This window comes from Aquabacterium sp. J223 (assembly GCF_024666615.1).
In the GTDB taxonomy this organism is placed as follows: Bacteria; Pseudomonadota; Gammaproteobacteria; order Burkholderiales; family Burkholderiaceae_C; genus J223.
The window spans coordinates 2,943,418-2,959,455 of record NZ_CP088297.1 but is presented as its reverse complement, the minus strand read 5'-3'; the positions used below and the strand labels follow the sequence as shown (position 1 = coordinate 2,959,455).

At 71.4% G+C, this 16,038-nt stretch carries 20 protein-coding genes; 14 read left to right on the top strand and 6 right to left on the bottom strand.

Features of this window, described 5'->3' with window-relative positions; all coding sequences use genetic code 11:
• Nucleotides 1–6: 6 nt before the first annotated feature.
• A complete protein-coding gene (locus tag LRS07_RS14100; RefSeq protein WP_260498642.1) occupies nt 7–1,047 on the bottom strand; it encodes an isopenicillin N synthase family dioxygenase in 1,041 nt (346 codons plus the stop codon).
• Between the two features lie 253 nt (nt 1,048–1,300).
• Here LRS07_RS14100 and rutA point away from each other — a divergent pair, with 253 nt between their 5' ends.
• From rutA to rutF, 5 genes are all read left to right on the top strand, one after another.
• The gene (gene rutA / locus LRS07_RS14095) at nt 1,301–2,401 is read left to right on the top strand and encodes a pyrimidine utilization protein A (protein WP_260498641.1); all 1,101 of its coding nucleotides are present in this window, start codon (nt 1,301–1,303) and stop codon (nt 2,399–2,401) included.
• A complete protein-coding gene (rutB, locus tag LRS07_RS14090; protein ID WP_312028303.1) occupies nt 2,401–3,147 on the top strand; it encodes a pyrimidine utilization protein B in 747 nt (248 codons plus the stop codon). The genes rutA and rutB overlap by 1 nt, the downstream gene beginning before the upstream one ends.
• 11 nt (nt 3,148–3,158) lie before the next feature.
• The gene (gene rutC, locus LRS07_RS14085) at nt 3,159–3,551 is read left to right on the top strand and encodes a pyrimidine utilization protein C (protein WP_260498640.1); all 393 of its coding nucleotides are present in this window, start codon (nt 3,159–3,161) and stop codon (nt 3,549–3,551) included.
• Nucleotides 3,548–4,333: a pyrimidine utilization protein D gene (gene rutD / locus LRS07_RS14080; RefSeq protein ID WP_260498639.1), complete on the top strand. Its 786-nt coding sequence runs from the start codon at nt 3,548–3,550 to the stop codon at nt 4,331–4,333. The genes rutC and rutD overlap by 4 nt, the downstream gene beginning before the upstream one ends.
• 66 nt (nt 4,334–4,399) lie before the next feature.
• Nucleotides 4,400–4,909 (top strand): NADH-dependent FMN reductase RutF, encoded by a 510-nt coding sequence (gene rutF / locus LRS07_RS14075; protein ID WP_260498638.1) that lies wholly within the window; start codon nt 4,400–4,402, stop codon nt 4,907–4,909.
• A 15-nt stretch (nt 4,910–4,924) separates the two neighbouring features.
• Here rutF and LRS07_RS14070 read toward each other — a convergent pair whose 3' ends face one another.
• Nucleotides 4,925–5,161 carry a hypothetical protein gene (locus LRS07_RS14070; protein WP_260498637.1) on the bottom strand — a complete coding sequence of 79 codons (237 nt, stop codon included), beginning with the start codon at nt 5,159–5,161 and terminating at the stop codon, nt 4,925–4,927.
• Nucleotides 5,162–5,261: 100 nt separating this feature from the next.
• Nucleotides 5,262–5,987: an HTH-type transcriptional regulator RutR gene (gene rutR / locus LRS07_RS14065; RefSeq protein ID WP_260498636.1), complete on the bottom strand. Its 726-nt coding sequence runs from the start codon at nt 5,985–5,987 to the stop codon at nt 5,262–5,264.
• A gap of 208 nt (nt 5,988–6,195) precedes the next feature.
• Between rutR and LRS07_RS14060 the strand changes: the two genes are divergently transcribed.
• From LRS07_RS14060 to LRS07_RS22280, 8 genes are all read left to right on the top strand, one after another.
• The gene (locus tag LRS07_RS14060; RefSeq protein WP_260498635.1) at nt 6,196–6,585 is read left to right on the top strand and encodes a VOC family protein; all 390 of its coding nucleotides are present in this window, start codon (nt 6,196–6,198) and stop codon (nt 6,583–6,585) included.
• A gap of 95 nt (nt 6,586–6,680) precedes the next feature.
• Complete coding sequence (locus LRS07_RS14055) at nt 6,681–7,703, top strand: BMP family ABC transporter substrate-binding protein (protein WP_409450645.1); 1,023 nt, start codon at nt 6,681–6,683, stop codon at nt 7,701–7,703.
• Between the two features lie 19 nt (nt 7,704–7,722).
• Entirely contained in the window at nt 7,723–9,255 is a 1,533-nt protein-coding gene (locus LRS07_RS14050; RefSeq protein ID WP_260498633.1) for an ABC transporter ATP-binding protein, read from the top strand.
• Nucleotides 9,248–10,411 carry an ABC transporter permease gene (locus LRS07_RS14045; protein WP_260498632.1) on the top strand — a complete coding sequence of 388 codons (1,164 nt, stop codon included), beginning with the start codon at nt 9,248–9,250 and terminating at the stop codon, nt 10,409–10,411. Before LRS07_RS14050 ends, LRS07_RS14045 begins: the two co-directional genes overlap by 8 nt.
• Entirely contained in the window at nt 10,411–11,337 is a 927-nt protein-coding gene (locus LRS07_RS14040; RefSeq protein ID WP_260498631.1) for an ABC transporter permease, read from the top strand. Before LRS07_RS14045 ends, LRS07_RS14040 begins: the two co-directional genes overlap by 1 nt.
• Nucleotides 11,334–12,014, top strand: a complete 681-nt coding sequence (locus LRS07_RS14035) for a cysteine hydrolase family protein (protein ID WP_260498630.1) — start codon at nt 11,334–11,336, stop codon at nt 12,012–12,014. Before LRS07_RS14040 ends, LRS07_RS14035 begins: the two co-directional genes overlap by 4 nt.
• 84 nt (nt 12,015–12,098) lie before the next feature.
• Complete coding sequence (locus LRS07_RS14030) at nt 12,099–12,446, top strand: VOC family protein (RefSeq protein ID WP_260498629.1); 348 nt, start codon at nt 12,099–12,101, stop codon at nt 12,444–12,446.
• Nucleotides 12,447–12,543: 97 nt separating this feature from the next.
• Nucleotides 12,544–12,975 (top strand): hypothetical protein, encoded by a 432-nt coding sequence (locus LRS07_RS22280; RefSeq protein ID WP_409450547.1) that lies wholly within the window; start codon nt 12,544–12,546, stop codon nt 12,973–12,975.
• Between the two features lie 5 nt (nt 12,976–12,980).
• Here LRS07_RS22280 and LRS07_RS14020 read toward each other — a convergent pair whose 3' ends face one another.
• Both LRS07_RS14020 and LRS07_RS14015 read right to left on the bottom strand, forming a co-directional pair.
• Nucleotides 12,981–13,472 (bottom strand): MOSC domain-containing protein, encoded by a 492-nt coding sequence (locus LRS07_RS14020; RefSeq protein ID WP_260498628.1) that lies wholly within the window; start codon nt 13,470–13,472, stop codon nt 12,981–12,983.
• Nucleotides 13,473–13,535: 63 nt separating this feature from the next.
• The gene (locus LRS07_RS14015) at nt 13,536–14,447 is read right to left on the bottom strand and encodes a LysR family transcriptional regulator (RefSeq protein WP_260498627.1); all 912 of its coding nucleotides are present in this window, start codon (nt 14,445–14,447) and stop codon (nt 13,536–13,538) included.
• Nucleotides 14,448–14,627: 180 nt separating this feature from the next.
• Between LRS07_RS14015 and LRS07_RS14010 the strand changes: the two genes are divergently transcribed.
• Entirely contained in the window at nt 14,628–15,410 is a 783-nt protein-coding gene (locus LRS07_RS14010) for an SDR family oxidoreductase (protein ID WP_260498626.1), read from the top strand.
• Between the two features lie 12 nt (nt 15,411–15,422).
• Here the strand turns inward: LRS07_RS14010 and LRS07_RS14005 are convergent, their stop codons facing one another.
• On the bottom strand, nt 15,423–15,887 hold the full coding sequence (locus LRS07_RS14005) for a CreA family protein (protein WP_260498625.1): 465 nt from the start codon (nt 15,885–15,887) through the stop codon (nt 15,423–15,425).
• Nucleotides 15,888–16,038 lie beyond the last annotated feature (151 nt).

Genomic DNA, 16,038 nt, shown 5'->3' with positions numbered 1-16,038 from the left:
GCCTGCTCAATCGGCCATCGCCTTGGCCTTGGCCACGTCGAGCGTCTGCTCGCCGAAGGAGGCCTGGCGCACGAACTTGCTCAGCAGGTGGTCGCCGGAGGTCACGGGCGCGTACTTCGGCGTCTCGCCCGGCGCCAGGCAGCTGGGGATGCATTCGACCACCGCGTCGTAGTTGGGCTGGTGGAAGAACACCAGCGAGATGCGCCGGCTGTCGAGCGCCTTGTCGCGCGGCGGGTTGGCGACGCGGTGCATCGTCGACAGCCAGTGGTCGTTGGTCCACTGCATCATGAGGTCGGCGATGTTGACGACGAAGCTCTCGGGCACGAAGGGCACGCCCACCCACTCGCCGGCCTGGTTGCAGACCTGCAGGCCGCCGGGGCGGTCCTCCTGCCGGATGATGGTCAGCGAGCCGTAGTCGCTGTGCGCGCCGGAGCGCAGCTGCCCCGGCAGCGGCGCGTCCGGCTGGTCCGGGTAGTTCAACACCCGGAACATGCTGATGTGCCGGTCGATCTTGTCGTCGAAGAAGCGCTCCGGAAGCTTCAGCGCGACGGCGAAGATGCGCATCAGCTCGGCCGCCAGTTTCTCCATGACGCCGAAGTACTCCAGCCACGACACCTTCAGGTCGGCCGGCTGCTGCGGCCACAGGTTGGGCGCGAAGTGGATGCGGCCTTCCTTGCCGCCGAAGTAGGGGTCCGAATAGTCGACGTCCGGCGGGCCGATCGACAGCGACTCGTTGAGGTCGGGCGGCGACTCGCCGTCGAGGCCGTAGCTCACCGCCTCCGAGCCGAGCGCCGCGTAGCCGCGCACCTGCGTCGGGTCGGGCCGGGCGCACTTGAGCTTCTCCTCCTTCGGCAGGTCGAAGAAGGCCTTGGAGGTGGCGTAGACCCGCTCGCACAGCGCGGCCGACACGCCGTGGCCCGTGATGACGAGGAAGCCGATGTCCTCGCAGGCCTTGCCCACCTCGGCCGCGACGCGGGCCTTGTCCTCGGCGCCGCCGGTGAACCAGGGGCCGATGTCGATGACGGGAACGTTGAGCAGGGTGGTCATGTGCGGATCTCCTTTTGCGGCCCGGAAAAAAGCCAGATCCATGCCACCGCGCGCCGGCGCCGTCTTGCCTGCGAACGCCTGCGCGACGATGCACCAGACGGCGCAGCCATGCACTGCGCAAGGGCCTGCGACGGCCACGATCACCCACCGCATGCTCCGATTTGGACCATTTGGTCAAAAGACGAGGCGGAAAGGCCCGTCTCACGCTGGCACGGGCCATGCACGGGCTGCCGGTCCACCCAAAAGGCCCAGCATGAACGTCGGCGTCTTCATCCCCATCGGCAACAACGGCTGGCTGCTGTCCAGCACCGCACCCCAGTACAAGCCCACCTTCGAGCTGAACAAGCAGATCGTGCAGAAGGCCGAGGCCCACGGCTTCGACTTCGCGCTGTCGATGATCAAGCTGCGCGGCTTCGGCGGAAAGACGGAGTTCTGGGACCACAACCTGGAGTCGTTCACCCTGATGGCCGGCCTGGCCGCGGTGACGACGAAGATCCAGCTCTTCGCCACCGCGGCGTCGCTGGTGATGCCGCCGGCCATCGTGGCCCGCATGGCCTCGACCATCGACTCCATCTCCAACGGCCGCTTCGGCCTGAACCTGGTCACCGGCTGGCAGCGGCCGGAGTACTCGCAGATGGGCCTGTGGCCGGGCGACGAGTTCTTCGCCACCCGCTACGAGTACCTGGCCGAGTACATCCAGGTGCTGCGCGACCTGTGGGGCAGCGGCCGGTCCGACTTCAAGGGCCGGTACTTCCAGATGGACGACTGCCGCCTGAGCCCGCGGCCGTCGGTGCCGATGAAGGTGATCTGCGCCGGCCAGAGCGACGCCGGCGTCGCCTTCTCGGCCCGGCACGCGGACCACAACTTCATCTTCGGCAAGGGCGTGAACACGCCGGCCGCGTTCGCGCCCTCGGCGGCGAAGATCAAGACCGCGGCCGACGCCGCCGGCCGCCAGGTCGGCGCCTACGTGCTGTTCATGGTCATCGCCGACGAGACCGACGCCGCCGCCCGCGCCAAGTGGGAGCTGTACCAGGCCGGTGCCGACCAGGAGGCGATCGCCTGGCTGGGCCAGCAGGGCGCGGCCGACACCCGCAGCGGCGCCGACACCAACGTGCGCCAGATGGCCGACCCCACCTCGGCGGTGAACATCAACATGGGCACGCTGGTCGGCTCCTACGAGACGGTGGCCCGCCTGCTCGACGAGGTGGCCGAGGTGCCGGGCTGCGAGGGCGTGCTGCTGACCTTCGACGAGTTCGTGCAGGGCGTGGACACCTTCGGCAGCCGCATCCAGCCGTTGATGAAGAGCCGGCGGCACGTCGCCGCCGCGGCGCGGCCGGCGCTGGAGGCGGCGTGATGTCGGCCTTGCGGGACAGGATGCTCAACGAGGGCACCGTCGGCGTGCCCTCGTTCAACGGGCCCGACGCGCTGACGCTGCCGGCCCGTCCCGAGCCGATCGCGTTCACGCCGTCGCAGACCGCGCTCATCGTGGTCGACATGCAGAACGCCTACGCCAGCCAGGGCGGCTACGTCACGCTGGCCGGCTTCGACATCTCCGGCGCGCAGGCGGTGGCGAAGAGGATCGGCGACGCGCTGGTCGCCGCGCGCCGCGCCGGCCTCACCATCGTCTTCCTGCAGAACGGATGGGACGCCGACTACGTGGAAGCCGGCGGCCCGGCCTCGCCCAACTGGCACAAGAGCAACGCGCTGAAGACCATGCGCCGCCGGCCCGAACTGGCGGGCTCCCTGCTCGCCAAGGGCGGCTGGGACTACGCGCTGATCGACGCGCTGACGCCCGCGCCGGGCGACATCGTCGTGCCGAAGACGCGCTACAGCGGCTTCTACAACTCCACGCTGGACAGCACGCTGCGCGCGCGCGGCATCCGCAACGTGGTGCTCACCGGCATCGCCACCAACGTCTGCGTCGAGAGCACGCTGCGCGACGCCTTCCACCGCGAGTACTTCGCCATCGTGCTGGCCGACGCCACCCACCAGCTCGGCGGCGAGGAGATCCAGCGCGCCATGCTCTTCAACTGCGAGAAGTTCTTCGGCTGGGTGTCCACGGTGGACGACTTCCGCCAAGCGCTCTCGGCCAAGCCCTGAAGGACCGTTCCATGCCCAAGACCGCCATCATCCCGCCCGGCACCGGCAAGCCGCTGGCGCCCTACGTGCCCGGCACCCTGGCCGACGGCGTGCTCTACGTCAGCGGCACGCTGGCCTTCGACCAGGACAACAACGTGGTGCACGTCGGCGACGCCGCCGCGCAGACCCGCCATGTGCTGACCACGATCAAGGGCGTGGTCGAGGCCGCCGGCGGCACGATGGACGACGTGACGATGAACCACATCTTCGTCAAGGACTGGGCCGACTACGGCAAGGTCAACGCCGTCTACGCCGAGTTCTTCCCCGGCGACAAGCCGGCCCGCTACTGCATCCAGTGCGGGCTGGTGAAGCCCGACGCGCTGGTCGAGATCGCCAGCGTGGCGCACGTGGGGAAGGGCGCTTGAGCCTGAACTGGACCCTCGAGGGGCCGGCCGGGGCACCGGTGGTGCTCGTCTCCGCCGGCCTCGGCGGCGCGGCGGCCTACTGGGCGCCGCAGGCGCCGGCGCTGGCCGGCCACCGCGTGCTGGCCTTCGACCACCGCGGCACCGGCCGCAACGCCGGTGGGCTGCCGCCGGGCTATTCCGTGCCGGACATGGCCGACGAGGCGCTGGCGGTGATGGACGCGGCCGGCGTCGACCGCTGCCTGGTGCTCGGCCATGCGCTGGGCGGGCTGGTCGGCCTGTCGATGGCGCTGAAGGCGCCGCCCCGCATCGACGGCCTGGCCCTGGTCAACGCCTGGGCCGCGCCCAACCCGCACACCGAGCGCTGCTTCGCCGCCCGCACCCGGCTGTTGGCGCAGGGCGGGCCGCGGGCCTATGTCGAGGCGCAGCCGATCTTCCTGTACCCGGCGGCGTGGGCGATGGCGAACGACGAGCGGGTGGCTGCCGAGGTGGAGCACGGCGTGGCGCACTTCCAGGGCGAGGCCAACCTGCTCAAGCGCATCCGCGCGCTGCTGACCTTCGACGTGGCCCAGCACCTGCCGCGCCTCGACCTGCCGGTGTGGCTGCTCGCCGCCGAGGACGACACGCTGGTGCCCTGGACCTGCTCGCAGGCGCTGGCCGACGCGCTGCCGCGGGCGACGCTGCACCGCCTGCCGCAGGGCGGGCATGCGGTGAACGTGACGCAGGCCGATGCCTTCAACCAAGCGCTGTGGGCCTTCCTGCAGGCCACACGGTCGGCCAGCTGAGCCGACCGCATATCGATAGACGGACGCGCTGGCGCATGCTGCACCGTCCAACCCCCCGAGACGCCCATGACCGCCGTCGCCGATCCCCTGCCCGCCGTCTCCGCCGCCGACTTCCGCAACGCCATGGCCACGCTCGGTTCGGCGGTGCACGTCATCACCACCGACGGCCCCGGCGGGCGCGCCGGCTTCACCGCGTCGGCGGTGTGCAGCGTCACCGACAGCCCGCCCATGCTGCTGGTGTGCCTGAACCGGTCGGCGTCGGTGCACGCCACCTTCGCCGCCAACGACGTGCTCTGCGTCAACACGCTGGCGGCCGGACAGGAAGCGCTGTCCGCCCTGTTCGGCGGCAAGACGCCGATGGCGCAGCGCTTCGACGCCGCCCGCTGGCTCACCCTGGCCAGCGGCGCCCCGGTGCTGCACGACGCGCTGGCCGCCTTCGACTGCCGCATCACCAGCCGCTGCAGCGTCGGCACGCACGACGTGCTGTACTGCGAGGTGCTCGACGTCCGCCAGCGGCCGGGCGCCGACGGGCTGGTCTACTTCGGGCGGCGCTACCACGCCCTGTCGGCGCCGTAGGCCCGATCCGCGCGGCTAGGCGACGACGTCGAGCCGGGTCCCCAGGTTCGCCACCGCGTCGTACGTCATCACCGGTCCGGTGTAGACCAGCAGGTCGAAGGCACCGCCCGACATCCGGTAAGGCCCGAGGGTCGGCACCTGGGTGTCCAGCGCCACCAGCGGCCAGGGCGCCGCGCCATGGCGCAGGCCGCGGTCGATGTGCTCGGCCACGGCCGGCGGCAGCGCGAACAGGGAGGTGGGAACGACTGCCACGACTGGCCAGCGGGACGACAGCGGTACAACGGATGGAACGGGTCGGCGTCTGCGCGCCCCCCATTGTCTCTTCGATTTCCGGCCCGCCCGGCGTGGCGGGTCAGCGGCGCGAGCGCGGCATCGCCACGCCGTCCAGCACCAGCCGCTGCACGCTGGCCACCGCCTCCTCGAAGAAGCCCGGATCGTCCAGCGTCTTGCCGCTGATGGCATGCACCTGCACCGCGAAGTCGGCGTAGTGCTGGGTGGTGGCCCAGAGGGCGAAGATCAGGTGCCTCGGTTCCACCGTCGCCTTGAGCCTGCCTTGGGTTATCCACTGGCGGATGACGCCGGACTGCGCGTCCACCAGCGGCCGCAGGCTCTGCTCCAGCTCGGTCTTCAGCAGCGGCGCGCCCTGGACCATCTCCAGGCAGAACAGGCGCGAGGCTTCCGGCTGGTCGCGTGAATCGACCAGCTTGGCACGGACGTAGGCCTCGATCGCCTCGCGCGGGTCCTGCTCCGCGCTGAAGGCCTTCAGCGGCGCCAGCCACAGCGCCAGCAGGTCGCGCAGCACGGCGACGTACAGCTCCTCCTTGCTGGCGAAGTAGTAGAGCAGGTTGCTCTTCGAGACGTCGGCCCGGGCGGCCACCTGGTCGAGGCTGGTGCCGTGCAGGCCGAAGCGCGAGAACAGGCCGAGTGCCGCCTGCAGGATGGCGCCTCGCTTGTTCTCGATCAGCCGCAGCCGTCGCTGCGCGCTGGCCGGGCTGGTGCTGCGCGGTGTGGTCGCGGCCGGCCGCCGTGCGGTCTTGCGGGCGGCGGGCGTGGGCTTCTTCTTGGCTTTGGTCGTCATGGCGGCGGCGAAGCGGTGGCCCTCCAACGCAAGCCATCGGCCCGCATTCTAGGAAGCCGGACGCACCGCGAGAGGGTGCCGGCGGCCCGCCGCGACGGGCCAGGGCCGGTCTTCGGTGCATGCTGACCCGCCGCGGTGCGAAGGAACCCGACGGCGCATTTGTCCGTTTGGTCAACCAATGGCATGGGGGTTGCTTTTCAGGCCGCCCATGAGCGCGACCCTGTCCTATGTCAACGTCTTCGCCCGCGACGTGGTGGCCCTCAGCGGCTTCTACCAGCGGGTGTTCGGCTTCACCGAGATCGAGGCCATCCGCTCGCCTATCTTCCGCGGCCTCGACACCGGCAAGTCCAGCCTGGGCTTCAACGCGCTGGACGCCTACGGGCTGCTGCAGCTCGACGCCTTCAGCGACACCAAGGGCGTCAAGTTCCTGCTCAACATCGACGTCGACTCCAAGGACGAGGTCGATCGCCGCGTGCCGGTGGCGGTGGCCGAGGGCGCGACGCTGATCAAGCCGCCGTACGAAACCTACTACCACTGGTACCAGGCCGTCCTGCTGGACCCGGAAGGCAACGTCTTCCGCATCAACCACATGCTCTGACCACCGAAAGGTTCCCGATGATGAAGCGCAGCCCCTGGATCGCCCGCACCCTGGCCCTGCTGGCCACGTGTGCCGCCCTCGCCGCACCGGCCGCCATGGCCGCCGACGGTTTCACCTTGAAGGGCAAGCCGCAGATCGCGATGCTGTACTTCGGCCCGAAGAACGACGGCGGCTGGACGCAGGCCTTCGACGAGGCGCGGCAGAAGGTGGAGAAGGCCATCGGCATGAAGATCTCCTACGTCGAGAACGTGCCGGAGGACGCCTCGGCCATCAAGCCGGCGGCGGAGAAGTTCATCCAGCGCGGCGCCAACATCATCATCGGCACCGCCTTCGGCTACTCCGACACCTTCAAGGAACTGGCCGCCAAGTACCCGGACGTGGCCTTCCTCAACGGCTCCGGCACCACCAACGGCCCCAACCTGCAGAGCTTCTACGGCCGCACCTACGAGAGCCACTACCTCTGCGGCATGGCCGCCGGCGCGGCGTCGAAGACCGGCAAGCTCGGCTTCGTCGCCGCCAATCCCTTCGGCGTGGTGAACTGGACGGTCAACGCCTTCGCGCTGGGCGCGCAGAAGGTCAACCCCGCGGCCACGGTCAACGTCATCTACACCGGCGCCTGGAACGACCCGGTGAAGGAACGCGCCGCCGCGATGGCGCTGATCGACCAGGGCGCCGAGGTCATCGGCCAGCACGTGGACACGCCCACCCCGCAGGTGGTCGCGCAGGAGCGCGGCAAGCTCGGCACCGGCCACCACCGCGACATGAGCCAGTTCGCGCCCAAGGCCACCATCTGCTCGTCGGTCTGGGTGTGGGACAAGTTCCTGGCGCCGGAGCTGAAGAAGATCATGGCCGGCGGCTGGAAGCCTGCGCCCTACGGCGCCTTCATCGCGATGAAGGACGGCGGCACCGACATCGCCTGCTGCGGCAAGGCGGTGCCGGCCGACAAGGCCGCGATGATCAAGGTCGAGCGCGAGGCCATGCTCAAGGGCAAGCAGGTCTACGCCGGCCCGCTGGCCGACGCCTCGGGCAAGGAACGGGTGGCGGCCGGCGCCGTGCTCGGCGACGCCGACCTCTGGAAGATGGACTGGTACGTCAAGGGCGTGATCACGCAGAAGTGACCGCCGACGGCCCGACCCGATGACCACGCCCGCGCTGCAGCTCGACGGCATCTGCAAGTCCTTCGACGGCTTCGCGGCGCTGACCGACGCGTCGTTCTCCGCCCATTGGGGCGAGGTGCATGCCCTGCTGGGCGAGAACGGCGCGGGCAAGTCGTCGCTGATGAACATCGCCGCCGGCCTCTACGCGCCGGAGGCCGGGCGGCTGGCCATCGACGGCAACCCGCTGTCGCTGGCCGGCCCGCGCGACGCGGCCCGGGTGGGCATCGGCATGGTCCACCAGCACTTCAAGCTGGTGCGGCCGTTCACCGTGGCCGAGAACATCCTGCTCGGCCTGCCCGAGGGCAGCGAGGAGATCGCCGACGCGGCCACCCACCGCGCGCGCCTGCGCCGCATCGAGGCCGCGGTGAAGGCGCAGGCCGACGCCCTGGGCTTCGACATCGACGCCCGTGCGCGGGTCGAGACGCTGTCGGTGGCCGAGCAGCAGCGGGTCGAGATCCTCAAGGTGCTGCTGGCCGGCGCGCGCATCCTCATCCTCGACGAGCCCACCGCGGTGCTCACCGACGGCGAGGCGCAGCGCCTGCTGCTCACCGTGCAGGCGCTGGCCCGCCAGCGCGGCGCGGCGGTGGTGCTGGTCACGCACAAGATGGCCGACGTGAAGGCGCACGCCGACCGGGTGACGGTGATGCGCGGCGGCCGCACGGTGGCCACCGTCGACCCGCGCGCCACGCCGGCGGAGGCGCTGGTGCGGCTGACGGTGGGTGAATCGCCACCGCTGCCGGCCGCGGCGGCGCGGCCGGCCGGCGCGCTGCGCCTCACCGTGCGCGGCCTGCGCAGCCGGCAGGGCCAGGCGCTGCGCGGCGTGGACCTGCGGCTGCACGACGGCGAGGTCTACGGCATCGCCGGCGTCGGCGGCAACGGCCAGGGCGAGCTGGTGGCCGCGCTGCTCGGCCTGCAGGGCGCCGGCCGCGACGCCAACGAGGGCGAGGTGCTGCTCGAAGGGGTGGGCGACCTGTCGGCCATCGCCACGTCCGCCCGCCGCGCGCTCGGCATCGCCGCCATCCCCGCCGACCGCTACGGCCTGGCGCTGGCCGGCGCGCTGTCGGTGGCCGAGAACTTCGCCATCGGCCAGGTGCACGCCGGCCGCTACGGCCCGACCTGGTGGCTCAACGCCCGCCGCATGGCCGAGGACGCCATCGCCGCCGCCCGCGCCTTCGACGTGCAGGGCGTGCGCTCGCCGCGGCAGAAGGCGGCGCTGCTGTCGGGCGGCAACGCGCAGAAGCTGGTGCTGGCGCGCGAGTTCGGCCGCGCGCCGCGGCTGGTCATCGCCCACAGCCCCAGCCGCGGGCTGGACGTGCGCGCCTCGGCCGAGGTGCACGCCCGCCTGCAGGCCGCGCGCGACGGCGGCGCGGCGGTGCTGCTGATCAGCGAGGACCTGGACGAGGTGATGGCGCTGGCCGACCGCATCGGCGTGATGAACAAGGGCCGCATCGTGGCCGAGTTCGCCCGGCCGGCCGACCGGCAGGCCATCGGCAAGGCGATGGTCCATGACTGACCTGTCCGTGCCGCTGTCCCCGCCGGTGGCGACGGCCGCGCCCGCCCGCCCGCGCTTCGAGCCGCTGCTGTCGCGGCGCTACGCGCTGGAGGTGCGCGGCCAGCTCGCCTGGCCCTGGCAGGCGCTCATCCTGGCGCTGGCCGTCGTCGTCGGGCTGCTCGTGTCGGCGGCCATCCTGGTCGCCGCCGGAGTGCCGGCCGACCAGCTGCTCAACGAGTTCGTCGTGCAGACCTTCCTCGACGGGCAGAACCTGCGCGCCGTGCTGTTCCAGGCCGCGCCGATGGTGCTCATCGGCCTGGCCGGCTGCGTCGCCTTCCGCGCCCGCTTCTGGAACCTGGGGCTGGAGGGCCAGATGGTGTGGGGCGCCATCGCCGCCACCGCGGTGTCGGTGTGGGACCTCGGCCCGCAGCCGCTGCGCCTGCCGCTGATGTTCGCCGCCGCCGCCGCCTTCGGCCTGCTCTGGTCCTGGGGACCGGCCTGGCTGAAGCTGCGGCTGGGTGTCAACGAGATCATCTCCACGCTGATGCTCAACTACCTGGCGGCCAACTTCCTGCTGCACCTGGTCTACGGCGCGTGGAAGGACCCGGCCAGCGCCTTCCCGCACTCGCCCCAGTTCCGCGCCTTCGAGCGCCTGCCCGAGCTGGGCGCCGGCATCGGCAGCGCGGTGCTGCTGGCCGGCGTGGTGGCGCTGCTGGCCTGGTGGGGCGTGGAGCGCAGCCGCGCCGGCCTGTACCTGCGCTTCGTCGACGCCAACCCGCGCATGGCCGACGCGGTCGGCGTGCCGGTGCGGCGGCTGGTGCTGGCGGCGGTGCTGGTGTCGGGCGCGCTGTCCGGGCTGGCCGGCTTCGTCATCGCCTCGGGGCAGGAAGGGCGGCTGACGCAGGGCTTCTACGCCGGCTACGGCTTCAGCGGCATCCTCATCGCCTTCCTGGCGCGCAACCACCCGCTGGGCGCGGTGGCGGTGGCGCTGCTGGTGGCGGCCCTCTTCGTCACCGGCCGCAGCCTGCAGGTCTTCTACCAGATCCCGTTCTCCATGGTGCAGCTCATCCAGGCGGTGATCGTCGTCTGCGTCGCCTCGTCGGACTTCTTCATGCGGCACCGGCTGCGGCGGGTGGCCTCGGCCGCCGCGCGGGCCGGCACGCCAGGGGCGCGCTGATGGACATCGCGCTGCACTGGCTGACCAACACGCCCGACTTCGCGGTGCCGTTCGCGCTGGCCGCGCTCGGCCTCATCCTCACCGAGCGGGCCGGCGTGCTGTCGCTGGGCGCCGAGGGCTTCATGCTGGTCGGCGCGCTGGTGGGCATCGGCGGCATGCTGGCCTTCCAGGACCCGGCGGTGGCGCTGGTGCTGGCCATGATGGCGGCCGCCGCGGTGTCGCTGCTGTTCGCGGTGATGGTGGTCACGCTGCGCGTCAACCAGGTCATCGCCGGCCTGGCCATCGTCTTCTTCTGCCAGGGCTTCACCGGCCTGATGGGCACGCTGCTGGAATGGACCAACCAGACCACGGCCGGCCTGGCGCCGCTGGCGCTGTGGCCGCTGTCGGCGCTGCCGGGCATCGGCCCGGTGTTCACGCAGAACGCCATGGTGTGGCTGACGCCGCTGCTGTTCGTCGCCGTCACCGCCTTCCTCCACACGACCACCCTCGGCCTGCGCTGGCGCGCGGTGGGCGAGAACCCGCAGGCGGCGGATGCCGCCGGCATCCCGGTGTCGGCCTACCGCTTCGCCGCGGTGCTGGCCGGCTCGGCGCTGGTCGGGCTGGCGGGGGCGTACATCTCGGTGGTCAGCACCAAGCTGTGGATCGCCGGCATGACCGGCGGGCGCGGCTGGATCGCGGTGGGCTTGGTCATCTTCGCCCGCTGGTCGCCGTGGAAGGCGCTGGCCGGCGCGCTGCTGTTCGGCGGCATCGAGGCGCTGATCCCGCAGCTGGCGGCCAGCGGGGTGAAGCTGCCGCAGTACTTCGTGCTGATGACGCCCTATGCGGTGACGCTGGCGGTGATGGTGTGGGTGGCGCTGGCCGGGCGCGGTGGCCAGGCGGCCCCGGGCGCCCTGGGCGAGCCCTATGTTCGCGAGGAGCGGCGATGAAGATCTGGGTCCACGGCGTCGAGCGCGAACTGCCCGCCGGCTTCGACGACTACCTCGACCCCGCGCGCACCGCGGTGCTGTCGATCGACATGCACCGCGGCCACCTCGACGACTCGCCCGACTGCCCCTGCCCGGCGCCGCGGGCGCGCGAGATCGTCGCGCCGATCGACGCCTTCCACCGGCAGGTGAGGGCGCTCGGCGTTCGCATCGTGCACGTGAAGTCGGTGCTGCGGCCCGACGGCTCCGACGACCTGAAGGGCATCCCCGCCGCCTGGCGCCGCACCTTCCCGCTGCACGTCGGCGACATCCCCAACCACGCCGCCCATGCGCTGGCCGGCTCGCCCTGGACCGAATGGGTGACCGAGGTGCTGCCGCAGGACCTGACGGTGGAGAACAAGCGGCGCCTGTCGGCCTTCTACCCCACCGACCTCGACTTCCTGCTGCGCAACCAGCGCATCGAGACGGTGGTCATCGACGGCGGCTTCAGCGACTGCTGCGTGCTCAACACCGCCTTCGACGCCAACAACCACAACTACCGCGTCATCGTGCTCAAGGACCTGACCCGCGGCACCGACGACGAGCTGGAGGCCGCGGCGCAGGCGATGGTGTCGCTGCACCTGGGGCTGGTCACCGAATCGGCCGAGCTGGTCGCCGCCTGGCGCGCGCGCAGCCGCTGAGCCGTCGCGCCCCCCGGCCGGGGGCGATGTCGATCGCCGGGCGGCAGGATCGTCGTGAGGGGGAGACGCCGACAGGAGCCCCTCATGCTGCAGCAGTACCCGATGTTCAACTACCTGCCCGCGCGCGACCTGGCGCGCGCCCGCCGCTTCTACGAGACGGTGGTCGGCCTCACCCCCGACGAGGAGGTCAACGGTGGGGTCGTCTACCGCTGTGCCGGCGGCACGGCGGCCTTCCTCTACCCCACGCCCAATGCCGGCACGTCGAAGGCCAGCCAGGCCTTCTGGTCGGTGGACGACCTGGACGCGGTGATGGTGGCGCTGGCCGCCCGCGGCGTGGTCTTCGACCTCTACCCCGACCTGCCCGGCGAGCGCAGCCCGCAGGGCGCGCTCGTCGCCCGGCGGCGCCAAGGCCGCCTGGTTCCGCGACAGTGAAGGCAACATCCTCGCGCTGATCGAGACCCTGACCCCGCCGGCCTGACCCGCGGCGCCGGCGCCTGCCCTGCCGGCCACGCGCCGGCCGAGGAACGCCATGACCACGACACCCCACGACCCACCCGTCACCGCCGCGGCGGCCGTGCAGCGGCTCTGGCACCACGCCGGCCTGCCGGCCGAGGCGCTGCGCCACCTGCACCTGGCCGGCGCCGAGCCCGCGCTGCCCAGTTCGTTCGCGGTGGGCACCGCGCTGCAGTCGGCGGCGGCGGCGGCCGGCCTGGCCGCCGCGTCGCTGCGGGGCGCTGCGCGGCGGCGGCTGGCCGGGGTGCGGCAGTGGCTGGACGGCCTGGGCCGGGTGCCGGACGGCATCCACGGGGCATGGCCCCCGTTCGACGACGCGGCGATGGACGAGACCGACAGCGGCTGGGGCCGGCTGCGGGCGGTGCGGCATGCGGTGGCCTTCGACGGCGTGCGCGCCGGCTGGACGCGGCCGTCGGTCCGGCCGGGGGCGGATGAGCCGGTCTGGTGACAGGCCTACCGCTGGACCTGCACCGGGTCGCCCACGCGGATCGGGCCGCCGGTCAGCACCCGCGCCGTCATGCCGCCGTGGCCGCGCATCGCGGCGTAGCCGCCCGGGCCGATGGTCTCCTCCATGCGGGAACAGGGGTGGCACGGGCCGACGATCTCGAGCACCGCCTCGCCCACCTGCAGCCGCGCGTTCTTCAACGCGAGCAGGTTGATGCCGGAGACCACCAGGTTGCGGCGCAGCCCGACCGGGTCGACGCCGTCCACCCGCGCCAGCCCGGCGATCACCGGCAGGTGCTCGGCCTGGATCAACGTCACCTGCCGCGTCGACAGCTCGGCTTCGCCGCGCTGCCCCAGCCGATCGTCGGCCAGGCCGATGCCGGCCAGCGCCACCGTCTCGGCGATGCTGCGCGCCGCCGCGCGCGGCGAGGCCCGCACGACGATGGCCTCCACACGCCCGTCGATGTGCGGTGGCTTGAGCAGGTCGCGGATGGTCTTCATGCGAAGCAGCCTGTGGCCGTGGGCGGCGGGGGTCGTTTGAGGGCCGGTCGCTAGGGCCGGACGCTAGGGCCGGTCGAATGGCTTTCTGTCCAGCAGACAGTCGATGAACGCACCGAGGGCCGCGGGTCGGTGCTGCCGGTTCGGGTAGTACAGGAACAGACCCGGGCGCGAGATCGACCAGTCCGCAAGGACCTGGACCAGCCGTCCTTGGGCCAGGAGCTCGGCCACGCCGTCATTCTCGAAGTGATAGGCGATGCCGAGCCCGTTCAGTGCAGCGCCGAGGCCGATGTCGGCGTGATTGGTGACGACCGGGCCCTCCACCGCCACCTCGAGTCGCTGGCCCCGCTTCTTGAACTCCCAGCGATAGTGCCTGCCGTCCGTTTGGAGCCGCCAGTTGATGCAGGCATGGTCATGCAACTCGGTGGGCGACTTGGGGGTTCCGCGACGCGCAAGGTAGTCCGGGGACGCCACGGCGACCATGTTCAGGTCGGGCGTGAGGCGGATGGCCACCATGTCCTTGTGCAGTTGTCCTCCCACGCGGATGCCCGCGTCGAAGCGGCCTGCGACGATGTCCGCCAGTGCATCGTCGACCACGACGTCGAGCACGACGTCGGGGTGCGCCTCATGAAAACGCGAGAGCCGCGGCGCGATGATGGTTCTGGCCGCGATCCCCAACGTGTTGATGCGCAGGGTGCCGCTCATCCGTCCGGTGGCTTCTCCGGCCTCGGCGACGGCCACGGCCATTTCGCGGAACAACGGCGCGATGCGCCGGTAGAGCAGCTCGCCACTGGTCGACGGCGCGACGCTTCGGGTCGTGCGGTTCAGAAGGCGTGCACCGATGCGGCCTTCGAGGTGCCGGATCGTCTGGCTCAGCGCCGAGGGCGACAGGCCCAGATGCTCCGCCGCGCGCGCGAAGCTCTGACGCTCCACCACCGCGACGAACGCCTTCAGCTCGGCGAAGTCAGACCCGCGCATTGTGTATCGCCCCCCTACACAGCCATTGCCGATCCTAGTCTATTCATTAATCGGCTCGACGACGGCATTGTGTGGACCGTCCCAACCGACGAGTTCAACCATGTCAGCCCTCAGCCTCCCCGAACCCACGCCCGCCCTCCGCCTGGCGCGCGGCCTCTTCACCCGCTTGGAGATCACGGCATGAGCTTCGACCTGCAACTGAAAGGCCTGCGGGCCGTGGTCACCGGCGGTACGCTGGGCCTGGGCGCTGCCGTCGTGCACGCCCTGGTGGAGGCCGGCGCTCGGGTGGCGACATCCGCCCGCACCCCACCGCCGCAACCGGTGGAGGGGGTCACCTACGTCGCCGCCGACCTGTCGACGGCCGACGGCACGCACCACCTTGCCCAGACCATCCTGCGGGCGTGGGGCGGCGTCGACATCCTGGTCAACGTGCTCGGAGGGTCGAAAACGCCCGGCGGCGGTTTCGCCGCCATCAGCGACGAGCACTGGTTCGCCGAGTTGAACCTGAACCTGATGCCTGCCGTGCGCCTGGATCGGGCGCTGCTGCCCACGATGCTGGCGCAGGGCGCGGGGGTCATCATCCACGTCAGCTCCATCCAGCGTGTGCTGCCCCTTCCCGAGTCCACCACCGCCTACGCCGCGGCCAAGGCAGCCCTCACCACCTACAGCAAGTCGCTGGCGAGAGAAGTGACGCCGAAGGGCGTTCGCGTCCTGAGCGTTGCGCCGGGCTGGATCGAGACCGAGGCGTCGATGGTGTTTGCCCAGCGGATGGCCGACGAGGCCGGAACGGACTACGAAGGCGGCAAGAAGATCGTGATGGACTGGCTGGGCGGCATTCCCGTGGGGCGCCCCGCCAGACCACGCGAAGTGGCCGATCTGATCGCCTTCCTGGCGTCGCCCCGCTCCGCTTCCATCGCCGGTGCCGAGTACCGGATCGACGGCGGCACCGTTCCCACGCTGTAGGGCCCTGGCCCGCTACCGGACCGGGATCGGCGTGGCGCGGTCGACCGGCACGGCGGTGACGCTGTTCTGCGGCGAGCCTTCGATCACGCGGTCGGAGTAGGTGAGGTAGACCAGCGTGTTGCGCGGCGCGTCGACCATGCGCACCACGCGCAGGCGCTTGAAGACCAGCGAGATGCGCTCGCTGAACATCTCGTCCTGCCGCTTGACCGGCTGGGGGAACGAGATCGGGCCGGTCTGCCGACAGGCGATGGAGGCTTCCGCCTTGTCCTCCGCCAGGCCGAGCCCGCCCTTGATGCCGCCGGTCTGGGCGCGCGAGACGTAGCAGGTGACGCCCTTGACGCCCGGGTCGTCGTAGGCATCGACCACGATCTTGTGGTCGGGCCCGATCAGCTTGAACACCGTGTCGACTTCGCCGATGCGTTGGGCGTGGACCGCGCCGGCGGCGGCGAGCAGGGTGGGGAGCAGGAGGCGTTTCATGGGGGGATTGTGGGGGCGCAGTGGGGGCGGCAGTGCCGATGGGCCCTGCAGCCGCCAGGCTGACTGAGTGTTGCCTGTCGAGGTCGGCCGATAGGGGTCTGCTAAAGACTGAGGGCGTGTGCAAACAGCCCTGGCATCGGGTCGCAAGTAG

Coding starts and splice junctions, on each gene's coding strand:
- LRS07_RS14100 (WP_260498642.1), bottom strand. CDS start 1,047: ATGACCACCCTGCTCAACGTTCCCGTCATCGACATCGGCCCCTGGTTC.
- rutA (WP_260498641.1), top strand. CDS start 1,301: ATGAACGTCGGCGTCTTCATCCCCATCGGCAACAACGGCTGGCTGCTG.
- rutB (WP_312028303.1), top strand. CDS start 2,401: ATGTCGGCCTTGCGGGACAGGATGCTCAACGAGGGCACCGTCGGCGTG.
- rutC (WP_260498640.1), top strand. CDS start 3,159: ATGCCCAAGACCGCCATCATCCCGCCCGGCACCGGCAAGCCGCTGGCG.
- rutF (WP_260498638.1), top strand. CDS start 4,400: ATGACCGCCGTCGCCGATCCCCTGCCCGCCGTCTCCGCCGCCGACTTC.
- rutR (WP_260498636.1), bottom strand. CDS start 5,987: ATGACGACCAAAGCCAAGAAGAAGCCCACGCCCGCCGCCCGCAAGACC.
- LRS07_RS14060 (WP_260498635.1), top strand. CDS start 6,196: ATGAGCGCGACCCTGTCCTATGTCAACGTCTTCGCCCGCGACGTGGTG.
- LRS07_RS14055 (WP_409450645.1), top strand. CDS start 6,681: ATGGCCGCCGACGGTTTCACCTTGAAGGGCAAGCCGCAGATCGCGATG.
- LRS07_RS14050 (WP_260498633.1), top strand. CDS start 7,723: ATGACCACGCCCGCGCTGCAGCTCGACGGCATCTGCAAGTCCTTCGAC.
- LRS07_RS14045 (WP_260498632.1), top strand. CDS start 9,248: ATGACTGACCTGTCCGTGCCGCTGTCCCCGCCGGTGGCGACGGCCGCG.
- LRS07_RS14040 (WP_260498631.1), top strand. CDS start 10,411: ATGGACATCGCGCTGCACTGGCTGACCAACACGCCCGACTTCGCGGTG.
- LRS07_RS14035 (WP_260498630.1), top strand. CDS start 11,334: ATGAAGATCTGGGTCCACGGCGTCGAGCGCGAACTGCCCGCCGGCTTC.
- LRS07_RS14030 (WP_260498629.1), top strand. CDS start 12,099: ATGCTGCAGCAGTACCCGATGTTCAACTACCTGCCCGCGCGCGACCTG.
- LRS07_RS22280 (WP_409450547.1), top strand. CDS start 12,544: ATGACCACGACACCCCACGACCCACCCGTCACCGCCGCGGCGGCCGTG.
- LRS07_RS14020 (WP_260498628.1), bottom strand. CDS start 13,472: ATGAAGACCATCCGCGACCTGCTCAAGCCACCGCACATCGACGGGCGT.
- LRS07_RS14015 (WP_260498627.1), bottom strand. CDS start 14,447: ATGCGCGGGTCTGACTTCGCCGAGCTGAAGGCGTTCGTCGCGGTGGTG.
- LRS07_RS14010 (WP_260498626.1), top strand. CDS start 14,628: ATGAGCTTCGACCTGCAACTGAAAGGCCTGCGGGCCGTGGTCACCGGC.
- LRS07_RS14005 (WP_260498625.1), bottom strand. CDS start 15,887: ATGAAACGCCTCCTGCTCCCCACCCTGCTCGCCGCCGCCGGCGCGGTC.